Genomic DNA, 22594 nt, shown 5'->3' with positions numbered 1-22594 from the left:
GCGAACCCTCCTGGGCCGGGGAACCCCCGGTCCGGTCAGATCCAGCCGCGCTCGCTCGCCCTGACGCCCGCCTCGAAACGGCTGCGTGCCCCCAGACGGGCCGTGATGTCGGACATCAGCCGGCGGACACTGCGGACGGAGATCGCCAGCTGTTTGCCCGCCGCTTCGTCGGTCATCCCGGAGGCGAGCAGGCGGAGCAGCTCCCGCTCCAGGGTGCTGGGTCCGTCGTCGTCCGGCCGCTCGACCGCTCCCAGCGGTCGCGCCGATTCCCAGATCCTCCCGTAGAACGCCAGCAGAGCGACGACGACGCTGGGCTCGCGCACCACCAGAGCACCCTTGGCAGAGTTTTTCGGGTCAATAGGAAGAACGGCAAGGTTCTGATCGATGATGATGACGCGCATCGGCAGCACAGGGAATGTGCGCACTTCGCCGCCGAACTCATTCAGCCAGGCCGCGTACCGGCGGGTGGGGAGATGATTACGGACACTGTCCAGATACACGGTCCGGATCGTGACCCCGCGCTTCACGATCTTCTCGTCGAGCGCCTTGCTGGCCTCCATGCTCTCCATGGTGAGCGCGGCTCTCGGTATCAGCGCGAGCACTTCGGAACGGGCCTCGTTCGAGACCTCCTCGAGGAACATCCGGACGGAATCGAGGCCGTGGAGGTATTCGACGCTGCCGCCGCCGTAACCCGCTCGCTCACGTTCGAACTCGGCGACGAGGTCGGCGACCGCCGCGCGGCCTTCCTCCAGTTTCTTCTGCCGGTCCAGAAGTTCTTGCTGCTGTGCCGAGATGAGGCCGCCCAGCGCGATGCTGGGCTTCACGGCGACGATGGCCGCCGGATCCTCCCAGGACGGCCGGACCAACGCCGTGGCGGCGAGCTCGTCCAGTCCCTGCCGGACTTCGTCCTCGGTGAGCCCCAGCTCGCCGGCCAGGTCGGAGACCCCCCACTGATGGTTTCTGATCATGGCGCGGTAAACCAGCTCGGCAAGGTTACCGATGCCCAGACACGAAAGAGAGGCCTGCGCCCCTTCCTCGGGAACAGTCTCAGTCATTAGTATCCCCCCTAACACCTATTTCAGTCATTTGTTGTACCGTCTGGCTGGCGAACTGGCCCCGTACGCGAGAAATGCGAGACGATATCTCCATGCATGCAACCGTACTGATGGTGAATCGAGTCGAAGAGCCGGCAGTCGCCCGGGAAGAAGAGAGAGTTCGAGTCCGCTCATGCGTCATGGAGTTCCTGAAGGGGAACTTGCTCGGTAATCTTCAGCACGCTTATTCACAGCCCGCCGCAAATGGCTTAGACATCATCCTCTTCTTCAACTCGGCAACACCCGGAGAGGCGCTGCTGCAGACCCGGCACATAGCCGATGTTCTTCGCGGGGAAGTCCTTGGTTTCGCGGAGGGCTGGCGTGTGGAATGCAAGGCTCCCTAGCTCCTCCCAGGTGGCCGGGTGATTCCCCGGGGTCCGGCTCGAATCCGTTGCGGTACCCGTCATTCTACAGTTTGTCCGAACCGTCGAATAAGGTGATAAATCATCCTTGCGCGCGGTCCGGGCCGTCATTTTCTCTATTCAGGGTCTGGCGAGCACCCTTTCGCGTTCCACCCTGGAGGGATCGCCCTGCACGGAGGCGGGCTCTCCTGAGCGGCGGAATCCGAATCGCCGGCAGAACCTCGACCGTGCCGCTCCAGGACCCGTCCCGGCCCTGGGCCGCGAACTGACGCGCCCGTGCCCCGCCGGCCGCGTTCCCGGCCCGCTCTTCCGCCAGAAGGAATCCGGCTCCGCGGCGGCCTGTTCGTACGTCTCGGGGAAGGCGACCGGAGCCGCCGGATCCCGCAGCGCCGACAGCCGCAGCGCCTTCACCTCACGCCACTCGTCTGCGCGTAGCGGACGGATTTCGTCACGCGGTACCTGACCCATGCAGCCGCATGTTAGTGCCCTGGACCTCGCGTCGCGGTGGACGCCCACTGGTGCTTGCCGCACCCGCGGGAGACGCGCACGGAGAGCTTCCCGCGACCGGACAGCACCTCATGCGGGCCCACTGGAACCGTCCCTGCGCGGACACTCGTCCTCCGTGCAACATGTTCAGCGTCAGCGCATACTTCACCGGCCCCCTGACCTCATCGGTTCGCCAACTGCTCGATTTCGCCTGGACGCAGACCCGAGCCTGCGCATTCGCCATCGCCCTTCTGTCCGGTGTGGCGGTGTCCACCCTGCTGCCCGGCCTGCCGGTGGCCCGGTACGACCTGCTCGTGGTCTACGGCGTGCTGCTCACCATGCTGTTCTGGCTGCGCGGCTGGGAGAGCGGGCGGGATATCGCTGTCATCACCGTCTGCCACGTCATCGGCCTGGCTTTCGAGCTGGTGAAGGTGTCCCTCGGCTCGTGGAGCTACCCGGAGCCGGCCGTGCTGAAGTTCGCCGGCGTACCGCTGTACGGAGGGTTCCTCTACGCGGCCGTCGGCAGCTACATCTGCCGGGCCTGGCATCTCTTCGACCTCGAACTGACCCGCTACCGGCCCAGGGCGACAGCGGCGGTGGCCGCGGCCATCTACCTCAACTTCTTCAGCCATCATTGGCTGCCCGATGCGCGCTGGCCGTTGGCCGGACTGCTGGTGGCCGTCACCGCGGGCACCTCCGCGCGGTTCACGGTGCGCGGAGTACGCCGCCACATGCCGCTGGCGTTGTCGTTCGTCCTGATCGGCTTCTTCCTGTGGGTGGCGGAGAACCTCGCCACCTATGTGGGCGCGTGGCGTTACCCCTACCAGCTCCACGGCTGGCAGCCGGTCAGCGTCGAGAAGTTCGGCGCCTGGTCCCTGCTGATCAGCATCACGGTCGTCCTGGTGGCCGCCGTCCGGCCGAGCACGGCCCAACGACCTGGGCAACCGATCCACCGGGCCAAGGCCTGACGGGCCGAAGGCCTCGCTTCCGCCTCGTTCGCATCGTGCCGGGCCGGTGGAGAGGAAGCATGCGGGGGTGCGGCTGGTCGGTGGACAACGGTTTGAGTGGCGGTGTGTCCCCGGGGCCATGTCATGACGGGCGTGGCTTGATCGTCGCGCGGTCCCGGATGTGGGGCCGGATGGATCAGCCGGCGCCCGTGGCGCACTCCGGGTGGGTGGCGCGGGCCGTTCGACGAGGAGTGGTGATGGTGGGACTGGCTCCGCTGCGTGCGGTGAGGTAACGACGGGGTGCGGGGGGTGGGCGGTCACGTGGTGTGGCGCGGCGCGCCGGTCTGCTGCTCGCCACCGCCGTGCTCCCGGCGGCAGCGCTGGTGCTGCCCACGGCGACGTCCGCCGCGGCAGCACCCATCACCGACACCTTCACCGCAGGCGCCGACCAGCCGTTCACCGTCCCGGCCGGCGTGACCCAACTGACCGTCACAGCCACCGGGGCCGCAGGTCACAACGGGTCCAACGGCGGCGCGGGCGGGGCAGGCGCCACCGTCAGCGGCACGGTCACCGTGACGCCCGGCAGCACCCTCTACGTCAACGTGAACACCGGTGGCGGCGGTAGCCCGGTCTTCATCCCGGGCGGCTCCGGCGGTGGTTCCAGCGACCTGCGCACGTGCAGTTCGGCGGACGCCGGTTGCGTGCTGACCGGCGTCCCCGGCACCGACCCCCGCCTCATCGTCGCCGCCGGTGGCGGAGGAGGAGGCAGCGGTTTCCTCGGATTCAGCGTCCCCGAGGCCAAGGGCGGCGCTGCCGGAGACACCGGAGAGCCCGGCGGCGACAGACTGAACAGCGGCAAGGGTGGCGGTGGCGGCACTCAGACAGCCGGCGGAGCCGGAGGAGCCGTCTGTCCGGCCGGCGGTACCTCCGGCACCATGGGCCAGGGCGGTGCCGGCGGTGAGGGCGGTGGCGCCTTCGGCGGAGGTGGCGGAGGTGCCGGTTGGTTCGGCGGCGGAGGCGGCGGAGGCTGCAACGAAATCGACGGCCCGCCCCTTCCCATCGCCTACGGGCCCGGTGGTGGCGGTGGCGGGTCGAACTTCGTCCCCTCAGGCGGTAGTTCCGGACCCGCGTCCGGGCCGGCGCAGCTGACCATCACCTACGAGGTGCCCCCCGCGAACTGCGCGACCGCCACACCCACCATCACGGGCACGAACGGAAACGACCGCCTGACCGGCACCCCCGGCAACGACGTGATCTTCGCGCTCGGCGGTAACGATGTCGTCAACGGCGCCGGAGGCAATGACCTCATCTGCGGCGGCCCGGGGAACGACACGCTCAGCGGCAACGCCGGCAACGACCGCATCGAAGGCGGCACCGGCAACGACACCATCAACGGCGACGACAACGACGACACCCTCATCGGTGGTGACGGCAACGACCAGATCAACGGCGGCGCCGGCAACGACACCCTTCTGGGCAACAACGGCAACGACACCCTGAACGGCGGCACCGGCACCAACACCAACGACGGCGGTCCCGGCCACAACACCTGCACCAACCCCGCCACCGGCCCCGGCTGCTGATCCCTCCGTCACGGTGGTCTGACGGACAGCGCACACAAGAACGGCCCCTGACCGGTTCAGCCGGTCAGGGGCCGTTCAACCACACGGCCGGACGTGGAGTTCGAACCCACGGCTACTCGCTCCACAGAGCTGAAGGCCTCAGCGTGGACGCCGTCGATGACTGGCTGGACGACCGGGCCGAATCCCTCGCGACGCACAGTCTCCACGACCTGCTCGTCACCCTGCGCCGCTCCATCGAGCACGCTCAGCGCAGGGACAAGGCCGAAGCCATGGACGTGATCTTCGCCCAGCGGCGCGAGGCGGCCGCCTGCGAAGCTTGATCGAAATCCTTTGGCCCCCTGTTTGGCCCACGAACACGACAGAAGCCGCATACGAAAACTCGTATGCGGCCTCTGACCTGTGTCGGGGTGGCGGGATTTGAACCCACGACCTCTTCGTCCCGAACGAAGCGCGCTGCCAAGCTGCGCTACACCCCGATGTCGCTGCTTGTCGCGGCGACGTCGTTTACTTTAGCCCACCGGTGGCCGTAGACGAAATCCGGTTCAGAGGGGGCGGCGGGTCGGGGTCGGGCGGACGTGGTCCAGGACGACGAGGAGGAGGGCCAGGGCGTACATCGCGAGGCCCAGGAGGAGAGCGTTGGCCAGGGCGCTGCGGTAGCCGTGGGCGGCCACGTCCAGGAAGGGGTAGAGGTAGCGGGCCGCGTCGGATGGGCCGAGGACGGCCGCTCGGCCGAGGGTGAAGGCCAGGTAGGCCAGGGGGTAGACCATCCAGGTCGCTGCCTGGCGCAGGTGCAGGCGGGCGGCGGGGGTGAGCAGCAGCCAGTCCAGCACGACCGCCGTCGGGACCAGCGTGTGGAGCACCTGGAGGGCCGCCCACTGGGCGTGCCAGCGCTCCGGGGGCGTCGTGGCGCCGGTCATCGAGAACGGGGGCGTCGTGTGGGCCAGAAGCAGGTGGTACACCAGCGCGCTGATCACCGCGTACAGGAGTGTGGCGCCTGTTACGGCGGACGGCAGCGGGCGGCGCGCCCGCCGGGCTCTGTTGGCCGACAGGAACATGACCACGGCCAGCAGGATGCTCGTCTGGACGCTGAAGTAGCTCAGCATCCTGGCCGGGGTGGCCAGGAGGAGCTCCAGCGCGATGCCGGCCACCGCGGCCAGCGCGGTCAGCAGGCGGAAGACGGCGGTGAGGGGGCGGCGGACCGGGGGCACCACCGCCGCGGCCGGGACCGGGGAGGGCAGCAGCAGGGGCGGGCCCGGGACCGCGGGCAGGTCCGGGATGTCCCTGGGTATCGGGGCGGTCATGCCCTCACGCTAGGAAGGGGTGAGGGTGGGGGCCATGTGGAGTAGCCCGGGTGGGTGACGGCGCCCGGCGGTCTCCCGGTGCCGGCGCTCCGTGCCCGGCCGGGGCTCGCCTTCCGGACCCGGTGGTCTGCGGTGCCCGGCGGTCCCGGCGGCGCGCCCTCTCGTCTGCCCGTCCGCCCCTTTACTCCCGCTCCACCAACGTCAGCAGCGTCGCCTCCGGAGGGCAGGCGAAGCGGACCGGGGTGTAGCGGTTGGTGCCGCAGCCCGCTGAGACGTGGAGGTAGGACGTGCGGCCCTCGGCCGTGTGGGTGGAGAGGCCCTTCACCCGCTCCGTGTCCAGGTCGCAGTTGGTGACCAGGGCGCCGTAGAAGGGGATGCAGAGCTGGCCGCCGTGCGTGTGGCCGGCCAGGACCAGGGGGTAGCCGTCCGCCGTGAAGGCGTCCAGGGTGCGCAGGTACGGGGCGTGGACCACGCCCATGGAGAAGTCGTACGACCCCGTCGGGCCGCCCGCGACCCGGGCGTAGCGGTCGCGCTTGATGTGCGGGTCGTCCAGGCCGGTCAGCTCGATCGACACGCCCTCGACCTTCAGCACGCCCCGCGTGTTCGTCAGGTTCAGCCAGCCCGCCGCGTCGAAGCCGTCGCGCAGGTCCTCCCACGGGTTGTGGACGGCGCCGACGGCCGGCGGGTTGCCGTTCAGGCCGTGACGGCCGCTCGTCTTCTCCAGCAAGTAGCGAGCGGGGTTGCGGAGTTTGGGGCCGTAGTAGTCGTTGGAGCCGAAGACGTAGGCGCCGGGGAACTCCATCAGGGGACCGAGGGCGTCCAGGACCTCCGGCACGCCCTCCGGGTCCGACAGGTTGTCGCCCGTGTTGATCACGAAGTCGGGGCGCAGGCCCGCCAGCGCCTGCAGCCAGCGCTGCTTCTTGCGCTGGCCGCTCACCATGTGGATGTCGGAGACCTGGAGCATGCGCAGGGGCCGCATGCCGGGCGGCAGGACCGGGACCGTCACCCGTCGCAGGCGGAAGGAGCGGGCCTCGAAGCCCGCCGCGTACGCCAGCCCGGCGGCGCCTGCCGCCATGATTCCCAGGGGTACTCCGTATCGCGCGCGCATACGACCATCGTGTCAGACCCCGAGAGCCGCCGAGACCGCGCGGCTTCTAAATCAACGGGCGTTCGCGGTGCCGCACCTGCGACAATCGTTCCCATGACCACCACGCTCAAGTCGAAGCTGCACGACGACCTCAACGCCGCGATCAAGGAGCGCGACGAGCTCCGCTCCTCGACGCTCCGGCTGACGCTCGCCGCGATCACCAAGGAGGAGGTCGCGGGCAAGGAGAAGCGGGAGCTCTCCGACGACGAGGTCCTCAAGGTGATCACCCGTGAGGCGAAGAAGCGCCGTGAGGCAGCCGATGCCTTCGCGCTGGGTGGTCGTGCCGAGTCGGCCGAGCGGGAGAAGGCGGAGGGCGAGGTGCTCGCCGAGTACCTGCCCAAGCAGCTGTCCGACGACGAGCTGAACGCGATCGTCGCCCAGGCCGTCGAGGAGGCGAAGGCGGCCGGTGCCGAGGGGCCGCGGGCCATGGGTGCCGTCATGAAGATCGTGAACCCGAAGGTGGCCGGTCAGGCCGAGGGCGGCCGGGTCGCCGCCGCGGTGAAGAAGCTGCTTCAGGGCTGACCGCGCAGGGATCCACAGGGACCCATGCAGGGATCCACAGGACCCACGCAGGGATCCACAGGGATCCATAAAGATCCACGCAGCGATACGGCGGCGGGGCCGCGCTCCTCTCACGAAGAGCGCGGCCCCGCTGTCGTACGTCCGGCGTCCGGCGTCCGGCGTCCGGCGTCCGGCGTTCAACGTCCGTGCGTACGGGGTGGCCGGGCGCTAGCCCCGCCGGCCCCCGTTCCCGTGGCCGGGGAGACCGCCGTTGCCCTGGCCCTGGATGAAGTTCCCGGGGAGGGAGAACGTCGGCGCGGGGACCGTGCCACCCGTGGTGCCACCGGCGTCACCCGTGGTGCCGCCGTCAGTGGTGCCCCCGTCCGTCAGTCCGCCGATCAGTCCCCCGATCACCTGACCCGTCGTGTCCCCGTTGTCCCCCCCTCGGCCTTTTCCCTGGCCGTCCCCGGAGTTGTCGTCGGGGATGTCGACCAGGTTGAAGTCCTCCACGGGCTTGCCCTCCAGGGCGCCGTTCATCATGTCGCGCCAGATCGGGCCGGGGACCTCACCACCGAACACCTTGTCGTGCGGGACACCGCCGATGGAGATGTTGATCATCTTGCGCTTGTGCTGCGGGTCGCCGACCCACACCGCGCCCGCCATGTTCGGGGTGTAACCGACGAACCAGGCCGCGAAGCGCTCGTCCGTCGTACCGGTCTTGCCCGCGCTCGGCCGGTCGTCGAGGCCGGCCTCCTGACCCGTGCCGTCCTCGACCACGCCCTTCAGGAGCGTGCTGACGGTGTCCGCGGTCTTCTCCGACATCGCGCGCGAGCAGGTGGACTTCGGCACCCCCAGGGACCGCACCTCGCTGCCGACCCTCCGGGTGATCGACTCGATGGCGACCGGGGTGCAGTACGTACCGCGCGAGGCGAAGGTGGCGTACGCGCTCGCCATCGTCAGCGGGGACATCTCCTGGGTGCCCAGCGCGATCGAGGGGGCCTGGTCGATCTTGCGGCCGTCCGCGCGCGCCACGCCCATCTTCTTCGCCATGTCGATGACCGGGCAGATGCCGATGTCGCTGATCAGCTGCACGTAGTAGGTGTTGACCGACTTGGCGGTCGCCTCCTTCATGCCGTACGGGCCGTGCTCCGACTCGTTCTCGTTCGTCAGCTTGGCGGGCTTGCGCGGGTCGTTGCGCCAGGTCCTGCCGTTGCACGCGGTGACCGGGCTCGGGTACGGCATCTGGTACGGCGAGGAGTACTCCTGCGCCGGAGACTTGCCGCCCTCGATCGCGGCCGCCGCGACGATCGGCTTGAACGTCGAACCGGGCTGGTAGCCGGCGCCGCCGCCCATGTCCTGGTTGACGGACAGGTTGATCTGCGTCTCGTTCGGGCCGAAGCCGTACGGGCGGGACTGGCCCATGGCGAGGATCTTGCCGGTGCCGGGCTCGACGATGGAGGCGGCCGTGGCCACGGCGTCGGACTTGTAGACGTGGTCCTTGACGGAGTTCTGCACGGACTGCTGGGCCTGCGGGTCCAGCGTCGTACGGATCGTCAGGCCGCCCTGGTTCCAGAGCTTCGCCCGCGCCTCCTTGGTCTTGCCGAAGACCGGGTCGGTCAGGACCGTGTCGCGCACGTAGTCGCAGAAGAAGCCCGCGCCCTTGACCGCGGTGATGCAGCCGTTCTTGGGCCGGCTGGGGTGCAGACCGAGCGCCTTCTGCTTGGCCTGCTCGGCCTCCTTCTGGGAGATGTCGCCGACCTCGGCCATGCGCTGCAGCACGGTGTTGCGCCGCTTCGTGGCCTCCGCCTCGTCGTTGACCGGGTCGTAACGGCTCGGGGACTGCACGATGCCGGCCAGCAGCGCCGATTCCTGCAGGTTCAGGTCCTTGGCGTGCTTGGAGAAGTAGCGCTGGGCGGCAGCCTCGACGCCGTACGCCTGCTCGCCGAAGAAGGTGATGTTCAGGTAGTTCTCGAGGATCTTCTTCTTGCCGAGCTTGTCCTCGATCTGGATCGCGTACTTCAGCTCGCGGATCTTGCGTCCGAGGGTCTGCTGGGTGGCCTCGGCGACCTTCGTCGGGTCGTCGCCGGCCTCCTCGATGAAGTAGTTCTTCACCAGCTGCTGGGTGAGCGTGGAGGCGCCCTGGGCGACGCCGCCGCTCTGCGCGTTCTTGTTGAGCGCGCGCAGCACGCCCTTGAGGTCGATCGCGCCGTGCTTGTAGAAGCGGGAGTCCTCGATCGCGACGATCGCCTTCTGCATGTACGGCGACATGTCCTTGAGGTCGACCACCGTACGGTCGCGGGAGTAGACGGTCGCGATCTGCCTGCCCTGGTTGTCCAGGATCGTCGTGCGCTGGCTCAGCTGGGGACTCTTCAGGTTGGCCGGGATCTCGTCGAAGCTCTTGACCGATCCCTTGGCCGCGAGGCCCAGCGCGCCGGCCGCAGGCAGCGCGATACCCGCCATCACGGCTCCGGCGAGCACACTGACACCGAGGAACTTGGCGGCCTGCTGCGTTGGCGACAGACCACCGCCCGAGCGCTTCTTTGGCATGGGGGCAGCCTAATCCGTGCCGACGACCGATCCGAGGGAGCGGCTCCCCCTCGGGATGTTCGGGTGCCGGATCGTGATGGCAGCGCGACCTGACCTGCCTACGTTTCCATTTCCCGGACACGCACGCAGGCCTTGGCCTAAGCTGCTCTCAACTGTCACAGCAGTGCGGTCACGTATCAATACGTCCGGCGACCCCGAATCGTTCCGGACGTGGCCCGGTTTTTCTGCGGTGACGTGCCCGGCTTCTGAGGGGAACGCGTCCGAATCCGCCTCGTGTGTCACTTGATGCCCGGTGTGGTGCACCACAGCCATCCCGCTTTGCCGGGAGAGTCGCATATGTCGGCGGCTCACTCCCCCGGGTGATCTGCCGTTTACCCATAGTCCGTTCGGGCCATTCAAGATTGGGCCCGAAGGGGGTGTTGCGCTGTGCCCACCTTCCGTAACGTCCTCAACTGGCGGCGGTGAATATGCCGCTGCCGCCGTGGGGGAGCCTCGATTCGGGAGAGGACGGCGCCGGTATGGGCTGGGTAACCGACTGGAGTGCGCAGGCTGCCTGCCGCACTACCGATCCGGATGAACTGTTCGTTCAGGGAGCAGCGCAGAACAGGGCCAAGGCGGTGTGCACCGGATGTCCGGTACGCACTGAATGCCTGGCCGATGCGCTGGACAATCGCGTCGAATTCGGCGTGTGGGGAGGCATGACGGAGCGGGAGCGCCGCGCACTGCTGCGCCGGCGGCCCACCGTGACCTCCTGGCGCAGGCTGCTCGAAACCGCCCGCTCGGAGTACGAGCGTGGCACGGGCATCGTGCCCCTCGACAGTGACGAGGTGTACGAGAACTACGCGGCGGTGAGCTGAGGGGCATCACCCTCGGACCAGGTCACACGGCACGGCCACACCGCCCGCATGTGTACGCGGGGCCGCGTGTGTACGGGGTGTGCCCCGGTGTCCTCCGGGAGCGGTTCCGTCTCCGCCGGTACGCACCCCTGCGGCACGGGTGGCGCAGGTGGCACAAGGGTCCAGGTTTCCGTGTGCCTCCGCAGCGCCTACGCGGGCTCCGTCCGCCCTGCTGCCAGCCGGGTGCCGATGGCACGCAGGCCCGTCAGGTCGTGCACGTCGCCGGGGAGCGCGGCTACGTCGACCACCGCCACCTCGGGGTGACGGGCGGTGAAGCGGTCGCGTGTGCGCTGCTCGCGGGAGAGTAGCTGCATGCGCTCGGCATGCAGTTTCAGCAGGCCCGCGGTGAGCCGGTCGACCGAGTGCTCCGTGTCGGCGGGGGAGCCTTCCTCGGGAGCGGCGGAACCGGTCGCGGCCTCGGATGCGGGAGTTGGTGAACTGCCGTACGTGTCGGGAGAGTTACGAAGTCCAGCTTTCCCGTCCCCCTGATCCACAATGCGGGTGTCCTCAAGATTTTCCGCGGCGGCGAGCGCCCGCTCGGCCGACAGCCGGCCGGCGCCGCTTCCGTGCACCCGATTGAGTACCAGCCCGACCAGCGGCATGTTCTCCGCGGCCAGCCGCTCCACGAAGTACGCGGCCTCGCGCAACGCGTCCCGCTCCGGGGCCGCCACCACCAGGAACGCGGTGCCGGGCGCCTGCAGCAGCTTGTACGTGGCGTCCGCGCGGGTACGGAACCCGCCGAAGGTGGTGTCCATCGCGGCCACGAACGTCTGCACGTCCTTCAGCAGCTGGCCGCCCAGCAGCTTGCCCAGCGTGCCGGTCATCATCGACATGCCGACGTTCAGGAACTTCATGCCCGCGCGCCCGCCCAGCTTGGCGGGAGCGGTCAGCAGGCGGATGAGCCGGCCGTCCAGGAAGGATCCGAGCCGCTTGGGCGCGTCCAGGAAGTCCAGCGCGGAGCGGGAGGGCGGGGTGTCGACCACGATCAGGTCCCACTCGTCCTTCGCGCGCAGCTGGCCCAGCTTCTCCATCGCCATGTACTCCTGCGTGCCCGCGAAGCCCGCCGAGAGCGACTGGTAGAAGGGGTTCGCCAGGATCACGGCCGCCCGCTCGGGGTCCGCGTGCGCCTCCACTACCTCGTCGAAGGTGCGCTTCATGTCGAGCATCATGGCGTGCAGTTCGCCGTCGCCCTCGGTGCCCTTCACCCGCCGCGGGACGTTGTCGAGCGAGTCGATGCCCATCGACTGGGCCAGCCGCTTGGCCGGGTCGATGGTCAGGACGACCACCTTGCGGCCCCGCTCGGCGGCCCTGAGGCCCAGGGCCGCCGCGGTCGTCGTCTTGCCGACGCCGCCCGAGCCGCAGCACACCACGATCCGGGTCCCCGGGTCGTCCAGCAGCGCGTCGATGTCCAGCGCGCGCGTGGGGGAGAGACGGCGGGCCCTCTCGGGGCCCTCGGCCGTCTCGGGCGTCTCGGGCGTCTCGGCCGGGTCCGGACTCATGACAACCCCTGCTTCCGCAGCTCGGTGGCGAGTTCGTACAGGCCCGCCAGGTCCATGCCCTCGGCGAGCAGCGGCAGTTCGTCCAGGGGCAGGCCCAGCTCACCGAGGACCGCGCGCTGCTCCTGCTCCAGCGCGTACCGCTCGGCGTACTCCGCGGCCTGCTCCAGCAGCGGGTCCACCAGCTTCTCCGCGTTGCCGCCCCGGCGGGCCCCGCCCAGCCCGGCCGTCGACAGCGCCTGTGCGACAGAGGAACGCTCCACGGTCCGTACGAGTTCCAGGTCGGCCTCGTCCAACACCTCCGGCCGGACCATGTTCACGATGATCCGGCCCACCGGCAGCCGGGCCGCGCGCAGTTCGGCGATGCCGTCGGCCGTCTCCTGGACGGGCATCTCCTCCAGCAGCGTCACCAGGTGCACCGCCGTCTCCGGCGACTTCAGCACCCGCATCACCGCCTGGGCCTGATTGTGTATCGGGCCGATCTTCGCGAGGCCCGCCACCTCGTCGTTGACGTTCAGGAAGCGGGTGATGCGGCCGGTCGGCGGGGCGTCCATGACGACGTAGTCGTAGGCGAAGCGGCCGCTCTTGTCCTTGCGGCGCACCGCCTCGCACGCCTTGCCGGTCAGCAGGACGTCCCTGATTCCCGGGGCGATCGTGGTGGCGAAGTCGATGGCGCCGAGCTTCTTCAGCGCTCTGCCCGCCCCGCCCAGTTTGTAGAACATCTGGAGGTAGTCCAGAAGGGCCAGTTCGGGGTCTATGGCGAGGGCGTACACCTCGCCGCCGCCTGGTGCTACCGCGATCTTCCTCTCCTCGTAGGGCAGCGCCTCCGTCTCGAAGAGCTGCGCGATGCCCTGCCGGCCCTCGACCTCCACGAGAAGCGTCCGCTTCCCCTCGGTGGCGAGGGCCAGCGCGAGTGCGGCGGCGACCGTCGTCTTTCCGGTCCCGCCCTTGCCGCTGACGACCTGGAGCCTGCTCACGCCTTCGAGCCTAACCAGTCCCGCCGACGGGCACGCGCGAGGCTGTGGATAACGCAGGTCACAGTCGGCCGCCCGGCCTGTGGACAACCACGTCGCGGCCGGCCGTCGGACCTGCGGACGACGCACGTCACGGCCGGCCGTCCGGACCGCGGGCGCCGCCGGTCACGGTCGGCGACCGGTCCCACCGGCCACAACGGCTACAGTCGGCCCCATGACCAAGTGGGAATACGCAACCGTGCCGCTGCTCGTCCATGCCACGAAGCAGATTCTGGACACCTGGGGCGAGGACGGCTGGGAGCTCGTCCAGGTCGTGCCCGGGCCGAACAACCCCGAGCAGCTCGTGGCCTACCTGAAGCGGGAGAGGCAGGCATGAGCGCGGTCGAGGCCAAGCTGGCCGAACTGGGTCTGACCCTGCCGGAGGTCGTCCCGCCGCTGGCGGCCTACCAGCCGGCCGTGCAGTCCGGTGTGTACGTCTACACCGCCGGCCAGCTGCCGATGGTCGAGGGCAAGCTGCCGGTCACCGGCAAGGTGGGCGCCGAGGTCACCGCCGAGGAGGCCAAGGACCTGGCCCGTACGTGCGCGCTGAACGCGCTGGCCGCGGTGAAGTCCGTCGCCGGTGACCTGGACCGCATCGCGCGCGTGGTGAAGGTCGTGGGCTTCGTGGCCTCCGCCGCCGACTTCACCGGGCAGCCCGGTGTCGTCAACGGCGCCAGCGAACTGCTCGGCGAGGTCCTCGGCGACAAGGGCGTGCACGCCCGCAGCGCGGTCGGCGTCGCGGTGCTGCCGCTGGATGCCCCGGTCGAGGTCGAGATCCAGGTCGAGCTGGCCCCGTAACCCACGGCCGTCCCGCTGACCTCGGGTACCTCTCGAACATTCGCCCTACACGGGATAGCCTCCGGCCATGGCGAACGGTCAGTGGTACCCCCCGGAGTGGCCGGACCGCATCCGCGCGCTCGCGGACGGCACCCTCACCCCGGTGTCCCCCAGGCGCGCGGCCACGGTGCTGCTCCTGAAGGACACCGGATCCGGCCCGGTCGTCCACATGCTGCGCAGACGCGCCTCCATGGCCTTCGCCGGAGGCGCGTACGCCTATCCCGGGGGCGGTGTCGACCCGCGGGACGACGACCGCCTGGTGCGCTGGACGGGCCCCACGCGCGCGTGGTGGGCCGAGCGGCTAGGCGTCGACGAGGCGGGCGCCCAGGCGATCGTCTGCGCGGCCGTACGGGAGACGTACGAGGAGGCGGGCGTGCTGCTCGCCGGGCCCGACCCGCAGTCGGTCGTCGGCGACACCACCGGGGAGGACTGGGAGGCGGACCGGGCCGCCCTGGTCGCGCGCGAGCTGTCCTTCGCCGAGTTCCTCGACCGGCGCGGCCTGGTGCTGCGCTCGGACCTGCTGGGTGCCTGGACCCGCTGGATCACCCCGGAGTTCGAGGCCCGCCGCTACGACACCTGGTTCTTCGTGGCCGCCCTGCCCGAGGGCCAGCGCACCCGGAACGCCTCCACGGAGGCCGACCGCACGGTGTGGATCCGGCCCGAGGAGGCAGCCGCCGGGTACGACAAGGGCGAGCTGCTGATGATGCCGCCCACCATCGCCACCCTGCGCCAGCTGCTGCCGTACGCCACCGCCGCCGAGACGCTGGCGGCGGCCCCCGCGCGCGACATGACTCCGGTGCTGGCCCGGGCCCGCCTCCAGGACGGCGAGATCGTCCTGTCCTGGCCCGGGCACGAGGAGTTCACCAAGCACGTCCCGACCGCTGCGACGACCGCCGAGACGCCCGGTGGAGGCCCCGCATGACCGACGCAAGCGCCCTGCCGGGCCAGCCCCGGGGCGGGATCCTCTCGGGCCCCGCCACCGAACGGACCGTCAACGTCCTCGCGCCGAACGCCTCCGCCATGACCTTGGACGGCACCAACACCTGGATCGTCGCCGAGCCGGACTCCGACCTGGCCGTGGTCATCGACCCGGGCCCGCTGGACGACGGCCACCTGCGCACGGTGATGGACACGGCCGAGAAGGCCGGCAGGCGCATAGCCCTGACCCTGCTCACCCACGGCCACCCCGACCACGCCGAGGGCGCCGGCCGCTTCGCGGAACTGACCGGCACGCGCGTGCGGGCCCTCGACCCGGCGCTGCGCCTGGGCGACGAGGGCCTGGCCGCCGGTGACGTGATCACCGTCGGCGGCCTGGAGCTGCGGGTCGTCCCCACGCCCGGGCACACCGCGGACTCGCTGTGCTTCCATCTCCCGGCCGACCGGGCGGTGCTGACGGGCGACACGGTCCTCGGGCGCGGCACGACGGTCGTGGCACACCCGGACGGGCGGCTCGGGGACTATCTGGACTCCCTGCGCCGCCTGCGCTCCCTGACGGTGGACGATGGCGTGCACACGGTCCTGCCGGGCCACGGGCCGGTCCTGGAGGACGCCCAGGGCGCCGTCGAGTTCTACCTCGCCCACCGCGCGCACCGGCTCGCCCAGGTGGAGACGGCGGTCGAGGACGGCCACCGCACCCCGGGCGAGGTCGTCGCCCACGTCTACGCCGACGTGGACCGCTCCCTGTGGCCTGCGGCGGAGCTGTCGGTACGGGCCCAGCTGGAGTATCTGAGCGAGCACGGGCTCATCTAGGCGAGCACGGGCTCATCTCGGCTGTACTGCGACGGCCTCTAGTCGGGGCGAGGTGCCTTGACGCCGTGCACGCGCGCGTACTCCCCGGCGAGCCACGGGCCCAGGTCGTCGACGTACGACCGCAGCACCTCCGGGTCTCCGACGGGCTCGTGGCCGTACGCGGCAGCCTCGGCCATCTGGGCGGCCCGCCGGGGGTAGTAGCCGCCGAAGGCCCCGGCCATCTCGCGCAGGTCGCTGGTCCAGCCGTTCCAGCGGGGCATGACGAGCGTGAAGCCCGTCCGGACGAGGTGCCGGGACATGAAGCGGACCAGGGGCCTGCGGGCCCGCTCGGTGTCGTCCGCGGCGGCGATGCGCTCCCGCCAGCGGGGCAGCAACCGGCCCAGGTCGCCGTTGGTCTCCCGGGCCAGCAGGGAGTCGGGGCGGTAGCGGGGCAGCCGCGCGGCGAGGTCGTCGCCGAGCAGCGGGGTGCACAGGCAGGCCACGAACCAGGCCAGGTCGTGGCGCTCGACGTCGCTCAGCAGCCGGTCCCGGCCGTACAGGAGCGTGCCGACGCCGTCGATCTGCGGGAACTCCCGGTCGAGCGTCACCCCGAGGGCGCGTACGGCGTCCCGGTCGCCGTCGGTGGGCTCGTCGCGGGACACGACGAAGAGGTCCAGATCGCTGCGCCCCACGCGCGCGGTGCCGCGGGGGATCGACCCGTAGAGGTACGCGCTGTGCAGGCGTCCGCCGAGGGCGTCCGGCAGCCGGTCGCGGACGGCGGCCACGACGGGGCGGAACACGCCGGGCACGCGCGCGAGGGAGCCCTCGCGCGCGATGTGGCCGTCAGGGTCGAGGCCGGGGCGGCGGATCGTCTCGGGCATGGGGCGATCGTGCCGTGCCCAGCGCTCTCGGGCAGCTTGTTTTCGCGAGCACCGAATGTTTGCCGCGAGCACCGAGTGCTTGCCCGGTGCCGCACGGTGCTCGGGTCCGGGGGCACGGCCCCCGGACCGGCTCAGCGCGACCGCTTGGCCAGTCGCTCCACGTCCAGCAGGATCACCGCACGCGCCTCCAGGCGCAGCCAGCCGCGCTGGGCGAAGTCGGCCAGGGCCTTGTTCACGGTCTCGCGGGAGGCGCCCACCAGCTGGGCCAGCTCCTCCTGGGTGAGGTCGTGGACGACGTGGATGCCTTCCTCGGACTGCACGCCGAAGCGGCGCGAGAGGTCCAGCAGGGCGCGCGCCACACGGCCGGGGACGTCGGAGAAGACCAGGTCGGACATGGCGTCGTTGGTCTTGCGCAGGCGGCGGGCGACGGCGCGCAGCAGGGCGCCGGCCACCTCGGGGCGGACGTTCAGCCAGGGCTGGAGGTCGCCGTGGCCCAGACCGAGCATCTTGACCTCGGTCAGCGCGCTCGCGGTCGCGGTGCGCGGGCCCGGGTCGAACAGCGACAGTTCGCCGATCAGCTCGCCGGGGCCGACGACGGCGAGCATGTTCTCGCGGCCGTCGGGGGAGGTGCGGTGCAGCTTGACCTTGCCCTCGGTGACGACGTACAGCCGGTCGCCGGGGTCCCCTTCATGGAAGAGCGAGTCGCCGCGTGCGAGGGTCACCTCACTCATGGAGGCGCGAAGCTCCGCGGCCTGCTCGTCGTCGAGAGCCGCGAAGAGCGGGTTGCGCCGCAGAACGTCGTCCACGAGTCCTCCTTGTCGACCTGCTCAGGGGATCTTGCTCCCCCGTGTGCCAGGGGACCGTGTTCCCCATTTTGCCGGACGGTCCAAACAGTGTGATCTGTCACAAGGATGCCGCACAGGTGTCCCGGGGTAAGCGTCAGGGGTCCAATCGGGGGCCGATCTTCGGCGTCCGGGGCGGATGTCGGTGCCGGGCTCTAGGCTGGCCGGGTGTCCAAATCGCCGGTGAGAGCACAGGCCAAGGGGGCTGGGCGGGTGGTTGTACGAGGAGATTCCGCTGTGGGCGAACAGGGCTCCGGCGGTAGTAATAAAACAGGCAAAACGGCTAAGAAGGTCGCTCCTGCCGAGAAGGTTACGCCTGTCAGGAAGGCTGTGACCGCCAAGAAGGACATTCCGGTCAAAAAGGGTTCGGCCGCCAAGAAGATCGCCGTGAAGCCGCCGGCGAACGAGTCCCGCACCGCCCTGGTCCGCCGCGCCCGCCGGATCAACCGCGAGCTGGCCGAGGTGTATCCGTACGCCCACCCCGAGCTGGACTTCGAGAACCCCTTCCAGCTCCTGGTCGCCACGGTCCTGTCGGCCCAGACCACCGACCTGCGGGTCAACCAGACCACCCCGGCGCTCTTCGCGAAGTACCCCTCCCCCGAGGACCTGGCCGCCGCCAACCCGGAGGAGGTCGAGGAGATCCTGCGGCCCTGCGGTTTCTTCCGGGCCAAGACCAGGTCGGTGACAGGGCTCTCCAAGGCGCTGGTCGAGGACTTCGGCGGCGAGGTGCCCGGCAGGCTGGAGGACCTCGTCAAGCTGCCCGGCGTCGGCCGCAAGACCGCCTTCGTCGTCCTCGGCAACGCCTTCGGGCGGCCCGGGATCACGGTCGACACGCACTTCCAGCGGCTGGTGCGGCGATGGCGGTGGACCGACGAGACCGACCCGGACAAGATCGAGGCGGCCGTCGGCGCGCTGTTCCCGAAGAGCGACTGGACCGATCTGTCCCACCACGTGATCTGGCACGGCCGCCGGATCTGCCACGCCCGCAAGCCCGCCTGCGGCGCCTGCCCGATCGCCCCGCTCTGCCCGGCGTACGGCGAGGGGGAGACCGATCCGGAGAAGGCGAAGAAGCTCCTGAAGTACGAGAAGGGCGGCTTCCCCGGGCAGCGCCTGAAGCCCCCGCGGGCCTACCTCGACGCGGGCGGCAAACCGGCGCCGCCGCTGGGGGCCGCGTGACGGAACGATCTCGGGGCCCTCGCGCGTTGAAGAGGGCGGAGCGACGGGGGTGGCGGCGATGACGAGGACCAGCGACACGCAGGGCGGTGCGGTGACGCTCAGCAAGCAGGGACTGCCGGACTGGCTCGACCCGGTGGTGCGGGCGGCCGAGACGGTCCAGCCGCTCCAGCTGAGCCGCTTCCTGCCGCCGGAGAACGGCTCGGGCCGCAAGTCCGCCGTCCTGATCCTGTTCGGCGAGGGACCGCGCGGCCCCGAGCTCCTGCTCATGGAGCGCGCCGGGTCGCTGCGCTCGCACGCCGGGCAGTCGTCCTTCCCCGGCGGCGCGCTCGACCCCGAGGACGGCGACCCGCAGGGCGACGGACCGCTCAGGGCCGCGCTGCGGGAGGCCCAGGAGGAGACCGGTCTGGACCCGGCCGGCGTGCAGCTCTTCGGCGTGCTGCCCGCCCTCTACATCCCGGTGAGCCGCTTCGTCGTCACCCCGGTGCTCGGCTGGTGGCGCGAGCCCACACCGGTCGGCGCCGTCGACCCGAACGAGACCGCCCGGGTCTTCACGGTCCCCGTGGCGGATCTCACGGACCCCGCCAACCGCGCCACCACCGTCCACCCCAGCGGACACCGAGGTCCGGCATTTCTGGTCGAATCGGCTCTGGTCTGGGGCTTCACCGCCGGAGTGATCGACCGCCTGCTGCATTTCGCGGGCTGGGAGCGCCCCTGGGACAGAGAGAAGCAGGTCCCGCTCGACTGGCGCTCATGACAGGGTGAACCCCGTGAACGTGCTGGACATCCTGCTGCTGGTCGCGGCTGTGTGGTTCGCGGTCGTGGGCTACCGCCAGGGCTTCGTCGTCGGCATCCTGTCGGTGATCGGGTTCCTGGGCGGCGGCCTCGTTGCCGTATACACGCTGCCCGTCATCTGGGACGCCGTGAGCGACACGGCGGACGTCGGCACCACCGCCGCCGTCGTGGCCGTGGTCGTCGTCATCGTCTGCGCCTCCGTCGGCCAGGCCCTGACCACCCACCTCGGCAACAAACTGCGCCGGTACATCACCTGGTCCCCGGCCCGCGCCCTGGACGCCACCGGCGGCGCCCTGGTCAACGTGGTCGCGATGCTGCTGGTGGCCTGGCTGATCGGCTCCGCCCTCGCCGGGACGACCCTGCCGACGCTCGGCAAGGAGGTCCGTGGCTCCAAGGTGCTCCTCGGGGTCTCCCGGGCGCTTCCCGCGCAGGCCGACACCTGGTTCGCGGACTTCTCCTCGGTCCTCGCGCAGAACGGCTTCCCGCAGGTCTTCAGCCCGTTCTCCAACGAGCCGATCAAGGACGTCCAGCCGCCCGACCCGGCGCTCGCGAGCAGCACGGTGGCCGTCCACGCCCAGCGCTCGATCGTCAAGGTCACCGGCACCGCCCAGAGCTGCGGCAAGGTCCTGGAGGGCACCGGCTTCGTCTTCGCCGACCGCCGGGTCATGACCAACGCCCACGTGGTCGGCGGGGTCGACGCGCCGACCGTGCAGATAGGCGGCGAGGGCCGCAAGTACGACGCCAAGGTCGTCCTGTACGACTGGAAGCGGGACATCGCTGTCCTCGACGTGCCCGACCTGAAGGCGAACGCCCTGAAGTTCTCGCGGCCGGACGCGGCCGGCGGCGACGGCGCGATCGTCGCGGGGTTCCCGGAGAACGGCTCGTACGACGTGCGCGCCGCGCGCGTGCGCGGGCGCATCACGGCCAACGGCCCGGACATCTACCACCGCGGCACCGTCCGCCGCGATGTCTACTCGCTGTACGCGACCGTCCGCCAGGGCAACTCCGGCGGCCCGCTGCTCACGCCCGACGGCAGGGTGTACGGCGTGGTGTTCGCCAAGTCCCTCGACGACGCGGACACCGGATACGCCCTCACGGCGGACGAGATCCAGCCCGACGTCACCCGGGGACGGACGGCGAACGAGCAGGTGGGTACGGACAGCTGCGCGCTGTGACCCCCGAAGGCGCGTTCAGCCGCGCGGGTGACGCAGACGCACCGAGACCCAGCGCGCCCGGCGGCGCAGGATGCGCGGAATCCCCACCCTGAGGTCCGCCTCCGCGAGCTGCGGGGTGCCTCGCTGAGGCGTGCCCGGGCCAGTGGCCGAGCGGCGGTTGCGGGGTGCGTCACTGTAGTCGTGCGTCCAGCCCATACCCCGACGTGTGCCCCTGCCCGATGGTCGATAACCGCCTGTGCGGGCCCCAATTGGCCTATGCGGCAGGCATGTGGCCGTTCGAAGGACAAGTGTTCACGATCCGGATACTCCACGCATCGGCGCCGTCACGGTGGGGTCACCGGTCCGGCTCGGGATCCTTCAGCCAGTTGATCAGTTCCGTGGAGAAGGCCACCGGGTCCTCCTCGTGCGGGAAATGACCGAGACCGTCGAACAGGCGCCAGCGGTACGGCGCTTCGACGTACTCGCCCGAACCGGCCGAGCTGCGGGTGCGGGTGACCGGGTCGAGCGAGCCGTGCAGATGGAGCGTCGGCACCCGAACCGGGCGTTTCATCCGGCGGTTGAACTGGATGCCGTCCGGGCGGGCCAGCGAACGCACCAGCCAGCGGTACGGCTCGATCGCGCAGTGCGCGGTGGACGGGATGCACATGGCGCGCTGGTACGTCTCCACCGCCGCGTCCTCCGGGAGCCTGGGCCCGGACCAGTCCCGCAGGAGCCGGCCCACCAGCGCGCCGCCGTCCGCGGTGAGTTGACGCTCCGGGATCCACGGCCGCTGGAAACCCCAGATGTAGGAGTTCGCGGCCGTCTGCCGGGCGTCCCGCAGCATCGCCGCGCGCCAGCGCCGCGGATGCGGCATCGACACCACGGCGAGCCGGCGGACGAGCTTGGGCCGCATCGCGGCGGCCGTCCACGCCAGGTACCCGCCGAGGTCGTGGCCGACCAGCGCGGCGTCCGGCTCGCCGAGCGAGCGGATCACACCGGTGACGTCCAGGGCGAGGTTGGCGGGGTCGTAGCCGCGCGGGGTGCGGTCGCTGCCGCCGACCCCGCGCAGGTCCATCGCCACCGCGCGGTAGCCCGCGTCCGCGAGCGCGACCAGCTGGTGCCGCCAGGCCCACCAGAACTGCGGGAAGCCGTGCAGCAGCAGTACCAGTGGGCCGTCGCCGAGCTCGGCGATGTGGAAGCGGGCACCGTTGGCGGCGACGTCCCTGTGCGTCCAGGGACCTTCCATCCGTACGGCCGCGGGAGCGGCGGGGTCGGTCATGACGACGAGCGTGCCACAGCCTCGATGGCCTTCGGTGCCTGATCCTCGGGCAGCTCCGGGCGCGGGTGCGGCTTGGCGTTCTGCAGGACGGCCGCCGACTCCTTCATCGAGGCGGCCACCTTCTGCGGGCCCTGGCTCTTCTTGGCCTTCTTCGCGAACAGCACGCCGATGCCCGCGAGGAGGCCGGCGACCAGCACGTTGGCCGCGAAGGACAGCAGGAAGCAGACGGCGAGGTTCCAGCCGCTCCAGGTCCGGATGCCGTAGGCGAGGGCGAAGTTGAGCATCGGCAGGGAGAACACCAGCACCGCGCCCGCCATCGAGAAGGCGCCGCCGCTCACCGCGCCCTTCTTCACGTCCCGCTTGAGCTGGGCCTTGGCCAGCGCGATCTCGTCGTGCACCAGCGCCGACAATTCGGTCGTCGCCGTGGCGAACAGTTGGCCGATGCTGCGTTCGGCGCCGACCGGGCTGCCGTCGGGTGCGCTCATCGCGTTCTCCCTCGTCGTCTTACGTGCCGTCTTGATTTGTACCGTCT

The 22594-nt window shown here is 70.5% G+C and carries 24 protein-coding genes and 1 tRNA gene; 13 read left to right on the top strand and 12 right to left on the bottom strand.

From position 1 onward, the window contains the following. Positions 1-35 precede the first annotated feature (35 nt). The gene (locus AB0N17_RS14950; RefSeq protein WP_366011720.1) at positions 36-1055 is read right to left on the bottom strand and encodes a LuxR C-terminal-related transcriptional regulator; all 1020 of its coding nucleotides are present in this window, start codon (positions 1053-1055) and stop codon (positions 36-38) included. Between the two features lie 92 nt (positions 1056-1147). Between AB0N17_RS14950 and AB0N17_RS14945 the strand changes: the two genes are divergently transcribed. The 4 genes from AB0N17_RS14945 to AB0N17_RS14930 all read left to right on the top strand — a co-directional run bounded on the left by AB0N17_RS14945 (position 1148) and on the right by AB0N17_RS14930 (position 4792). Continuing rightward, the gene (locus AB0N17_RS14945; RefSeq protein ID WP_366011719.1) at positions 1148-1438 is read left to right on the top strand and encodes a hypothetical protein; all 291 of its coding nucleotides are present in this window, start codon (positions 1148-1150) and stop codon (positions 1436-1438) included. Positions 1439-2085: 647 nt separating this feature from the next. Continuing rightward, positions 2086-2910 carry a DUF817 domain-containing protein gene (locus AB0N17_RS14940; RefSeq protein ID WP_366011718.1) on the top strand — a complete coding sequence of 275 codons (825 nt, stop codon included), beginning with the start codon at positions 2086-2088 and terminating at the stop codon, positions 2908-2910. Between the two features lie 305 nt (positions 2911-3215). After that, positions 3216-4472, top strand: coding sequence for a calcium-binding protein (locus AB0N17_RS14935; protein WP_366011717.1), 1257 nt, complete (start codon positions 3216-3218; stop codon positions 4470-4472). Between the two features lie 143 nt (positions 4473-4615). Beyond that, positions 4616-4792 (top strand): hypothetical protein, encoded by a 177-nt coding sequence (locus AB0N17_RS14930; RefSeq protein WP_366011716.1) that lies wholly within the window; start codon positions 4616-4618, stop codon positions 4790-4792. An 82-nt stretch (positions 4793-4874) separates the two neighbouring features. On the opposite strand, the gene AB0N17_RS14925 is transcribed toward AB0N17_RS14930, so the two are convergent. From AB0N17_RS14925 to AB0N17_RS14915, 3 genes are all read right to left on the bottom strand, one after another. Then, positions 4875-4948 (bottom strand) — tRNA-Pro (locus AB0N17_RS14925). A 66-nt stretch (positions 4949-5014) separates the two neighbouring features. After that, entirely contained in the window at positions 5015-5773 is a 759-nt protein-coding gene (locus AB0N17_RS14920) for a Pr6Pr family membrane protein (RefSeq protein ID WP_366011715.1), read from the bottom strand. Between the two features lie 181 nt (positions 5774-5954). Next, the gene (locus AB0N17_RS14915) at positions 5955-6881 is read right to left on the bottom strand and encodes a metallophosphoesterase (RefSeq protein WP_366011714.1); all 927 of its coding nucleotides are present in this window, start codon (positions 6879-6881) and stop codon (positions 5955-5957) included. Between the two features lie 93 nt (positions 6882-6974). On the opposite strand from AB0N17_RS14915, the gene AB0N17_RS14910 reads away from it, so the two are divergent. Continuing rightward, entirely contained in the window at positions 6975-7442 is a 468-nt protein-coding gene (locus tag AB0N17_RS14910) for a GatB/YqeY domain-containing protein (protein WP_366011713.1), read from the top strand. Between the two features lie 207 nt (positions 7443-7649). On the opposite strand, the gene AB0N17_RS14905 is transcribed toward AB0N17_RS14910, so the two are convergent. Further along, positions 7650-9968 carry a transglycosylase domain-containing protein gene (locus tag AB0N17_RS14905; protein ID WP_366011712.1) on the bottom strand — a complete coding sequence of 773 codons (2319 nt, stop codon included), beginning with the start codon at positions 9966-9968 and terminating at the stop codon, positions 7650-7652. Positions 9969-10486: 518 nt separating this feature from the next. On the opposite strand from AB0N17_RS14905, the gene wblA reads away from it, so the two are divergent. Beyond that, complete coding sequence (wblA, locus tag AB0N17_RS14900; RefSeq protein WP_132856581.1) at positions 10487-10825, top strand: transcriptional regulator WblA; 339 nt, start codon at positions 10487-10489, stop codon at positions 10823-10825. Positions 10826-11013: 188 nt separating this feature from the next. Here wblA and AB0N17_RS14895 read toward each other — a convergent pair whose 3' ends face one another. Both AB0N17_RS14895 and AB0N17_RS14890 read right to left on the bottom strand, forming a co-directional pair. Next, positions 11014-12363: an ArsA family ATPase gene (locus tag AB0N17_RS14895; protein ID WP_366011711.1), complete on the bottom strand. Its 1350-nt coding sequence runs from the start codon at positions 12361-12363 to the stop codon at positions 11014-11016. Beyond that, complete coding sequence (locus tag AB0N17_RS14890; protein ID WP_366011710.1) at positions 12360-13337, bottom strand: ArsA-related P-loop ATPase; 978 nt, start codon at positions 13335-13337, stop codon at positions 12360-12362. Before AB0N17_RS14890 ends, AB0N17_RS14895 begins: the two co-directional genes overlap by 4 nt. A 211-nt stretch (positions 13338-13548) precedes the next feature. Between AB0N17_RS14890 and AB0N17_RS14885 the strand changes: the two genes are divergently transcribed. The 4 genes from AB0N17_RS14885 (at position 13549) to AB0N17_RS14870 (ending at position 15959) form a co-directional block, all read left to right on the top strand. Then, positions 13549-13710, top strand: a complete 162-nt coding sequence (locus tag AB0N17_RS14885) for a DUF4177 domain-containing protein (protein WP_010986011.1) — start codon at positions 13549-13551, stop codon at positions 13708-13710. Then, positions 13707-14171, top strand: coding sequence for a RidA family protein (locus tag AB0N17_RS14880; RefSeq protein ID WP_366011709.1), 465 nt, complete (start codon positions 13707-13709; stop codon positions 14169-14171). Before AB0N17_RS14885 ends, AB0N17_RS14880 begins: the two co-directional genes overlap by 4 nt. Positions 14172-14238: 67 nt before the next feature. Next, positions 14239-15132 (top strand): NUDIX hydrolase, encoded by an 894-nt coding sequence (locus AB0N17_RS14875; RefSeq protein WP_366011708.1) that lies wholly within the window; start codon positions 14239-14241, stop codon positions 15130-15132. Further along, positions 15129-15959, top strand: a complete 831-nt coding sequence (locus AB0N17_RS14870) for an MBL fold metallo-hydrolase (RefSeq protein ID WP_366011707.1) — start codon at positions 15129-15131, stop codon at positions 15957-15959. The genes AB0N17_RS14875 and AB0N17_RS14870 overlap by 4 nt, the downstream gene beginning before the upstream one ends. A 38-nt stretch (positions 15960-15997) precedes the next feature. Here AB0N17_RS14870 and AB0N17_RS14865 read toward each other — a convergent pair whose 3' ends face one another. Both AB0N17_RS14865 and AB0N17_RS14860 read right to left on the bottom strand, forming a co-directional pair. Continuing rightward, positions 15998-16819 carry a nucleotidyltransferase domain-containing protein gene (locus AB0N17_RS14865; RefSeq protein ID WP_366011706.1) on the bottom strand — a complete coding sequence of 274 codons (822 nt, stop codon included), beginning with the start codon at positions 16817-16819 and terminating at the stop codon, positions 15998-16000. Positions 16820-16950: 131 nt separating this feature from the next. Beyond that, a complete protein-coding gene (locus AB0N17_RS14860; protein WP_073887802.1) occupies positions 16951-17625 on the bottom strand; it encodes a Crp/Fnr family transcriptional regulator in 675 nt (224 codons plus the stop codon). A 273-nt stretch (positions 17626-17898) separates the two neighbouring features. Here AB0N17_RS14860 and nth point away from each other — a divergent pair, with 273 nt between their 5' ends. Genes nth through AB0N17_RS14845 form a run of 3 tightly spaced genes read left to right on the top strand, consistent with a single transcriptional unit; the run spans position 17899 to position 20804 of the window. Continuing rightward, positions 17899-18837 (top strand): endonuclease III, encoded by a 939-nt coding sequence (nth, locus tag AB0N17_RS14855; protein WP_366011705.1) that lies wholly within the window; start codon positions 17899-17901, stop codon positions 18835-18837. Positions 18838-18895: 58 nt separating this feature from the next. Beyond that, complete coding sequence (locus AB0N17_RS14850) at positions 18896-19591, top strand: CoA pyrophosphatase (RefSeq protein ID WP_366011704.1); 696 nt, start codon at positions 18896-18898, stop codon at positions 19589-19591. Positions 19592-19604: 13 nt separating this feature from the next. Further along, positions 19605-20804: a MarP family serine protease gene (locus tag AB0N17_RS14845; protein WP_366011703.1), complete on the top strand. Its 1200-nt coding sequence runs from the start codon at positions 19605-19607 to the stop codon at positions 20802-20804. A 15-nt stretch (positions 20805-20819) separates the two neighbouring features. On the opposite strand, the gene AB0N17_RS14840 is transcribed toward AB0N17_RS14845, so the two are convergent. The 3 genes from AB0N17_RS14840 to AB0N17_RS14830 all read right to left on the bottom strand — a co-directional run bounded on the left by AB0N17_RS14840 (position 20820) and on the right by AB0N17_RS14830 (position 22547). Further along, positions 20820-20999 (bottom strand): hypothetical protein, encoded by a 180-nt coding sequence (locus AB0N17_RS14840; RefSeq protein WP_366011702.1) that lies wholly within the window; start codon positions 20997-20999, stop codon positions 20820-20822. A 139-nt stretch (positions 21000-21138) separates the two neighbouring features. Further along, positions 21139-22062, bottom strand: coding sequence for an alpha/beta hydrolase (locus AB0N17_RS14835; RefSeq protein WP_366011701.1), 924 nt, complete (start codon positions 22060-22062; stop codon positions 21139-21141). After that, positions 22059-22547, bottom strand: coding sequence for a phage holin family protein (locus AB0N17_RS14830; protein ID WP_366011700.1), 489 nt, complete (start codon positions 22545-22547; stop codon positions 22059-22061). The genes AB0N17_RS14835 and AB0N17_RS14830 overlap by 4 nt, the downstream gene beginning before the upstream one ends. Positions 22548-22594: the final 47 nt, after the last annotated feature.

Source organism: Streptomyces sp. NPDC051133 (assembly GCF_040682635.1).
In the GTDB taxonomy this organism is placed as follows: Bacteria; Actinomycetota; Actinomycetes; order Streptomycetales; family Streptomycetaceae; genus Streptomyces.
The sequence above is the reverse complement of the archived record's forward strand: the minus strand, read 5'-3'. Positions and strand labels throughout refer to the sequence as shown.